Consider the following 1,103-nt stretch of genomic DNA (forward strand, 5'->3'; position numbering starts at 1 on the left):
GTCCGCAACTTCGTCGGCCTCGCCGACGGGACGCAGAAATGGCCCACCCGGCCACCCGCGCAAAGGGCGAGGGCCCGCTGTACTCCAACGTCGTCTTCCACCGCATCATCCCCGGCTTCATGATCCAGGGCGGCGACCCGCTCGGTCAGGGCGTCGGCGGCCCCGGCTACACCTTCAACGACGAGATCCACCCCGAGCTCGACTTCTCGGCCCCCTACAAGCTGGCCATGGCCAACGCGGGCCTCCGCCGCAACGCGATCACCGGCCAGCCCGAGGGCACGAACGGCTCCCAGTTCTTCATCACGACCGACCCCACCCCCTGGCTGCAGGGCAAGCACACCATCTTCGGTGAGGTCGCCGACGACGAGTCGAAGAAGGTCGTCGACGCGATCAGCAAGGTCCGGACCGCCGCGGGCGACCGTCCGATCGAGCCCGTGGTGCTCGAGTCGGTCGACGTCGTCACCGTCTGACCCTCGGCGGCGGCGGGTGTCCACGACCGAGGAGTTCCGTCGCAACAGCGACAACTTCTGCTACCGGCATCCGGACCGGCAGAGCTTCGTGCTCTGCCAGCGGTGCCTGCGGACCGTCTGTCCGGAATGTCGCACACCTGCCGCCGTCGGCGTCATCTGCCCCGAGTGCATGGCCCAGCAGCGGGCCGCCGAGACGCCGGCGCAGAAGAAGGCGCAGCGCCGCTGGGGCCGTCGTTCGGCGCCTCTCGCGGTGGTCTCGAGTGGTCGTCCCATTGCGACGCTGACGATCATCGCCGTCACCGGCATCTTCTACGTCATCGGGCTGATCCCGGTCGTCGGAACCGTGGTCGGAAACGCGCTCGCGTTCTACCCGCCGTTCCTCGTTCCGCAACTGGGACCGATCGAGCCCTGGCGGCTCTTCACCGCGGCCCTCGTCCATTCGGGTTTCTTCCACATCGGCCTGAACATGCTGGCCCTGTGGTTCATCGGTCGCAATCTCGAACCGCTCCTCGGCAAATGGCGGTTCGTGGTGCTGTACCTGCTCGGAACCCTCGGCGGCTCGGTGGCCGTGGCGCTCCTGGCGCCGACCACGATCGTCGTGGGCGCGTCCGGCGCGTCTTCGCGCTTTCGTGC

At 68.4% G+C, this 1,103-nt stretch carries 1 protein-coding gene and 1 pseudogene; both read left to right on the top strand.

Translation table 11 applies throughout. The features are described from left to right. A pseudogene (locus I5G_RS22645) lies at positions 1-470 on the top strand (peptidylprolyl isomerase); the annotation flags it as partial. 16 nt (positions 471-486) lie between these two features. After that, positions 487-1,103, top strand: a 617-nt coding sequence (locus I5G_RS22650; RefSeq protein ID WP_022879647.1) for a rhomboid family intramembrane serine protease, incomplete at its 3' end; no start/stop codon positions are given.

It is taken from the genome of Microbacterium sp. B19, from assembly GCF_000333395.1.
GTDB lineage: Bacteria > Actinomycetota > Actinomycetes > Actinomycetales > Microbacteriaceae > Microbacterium.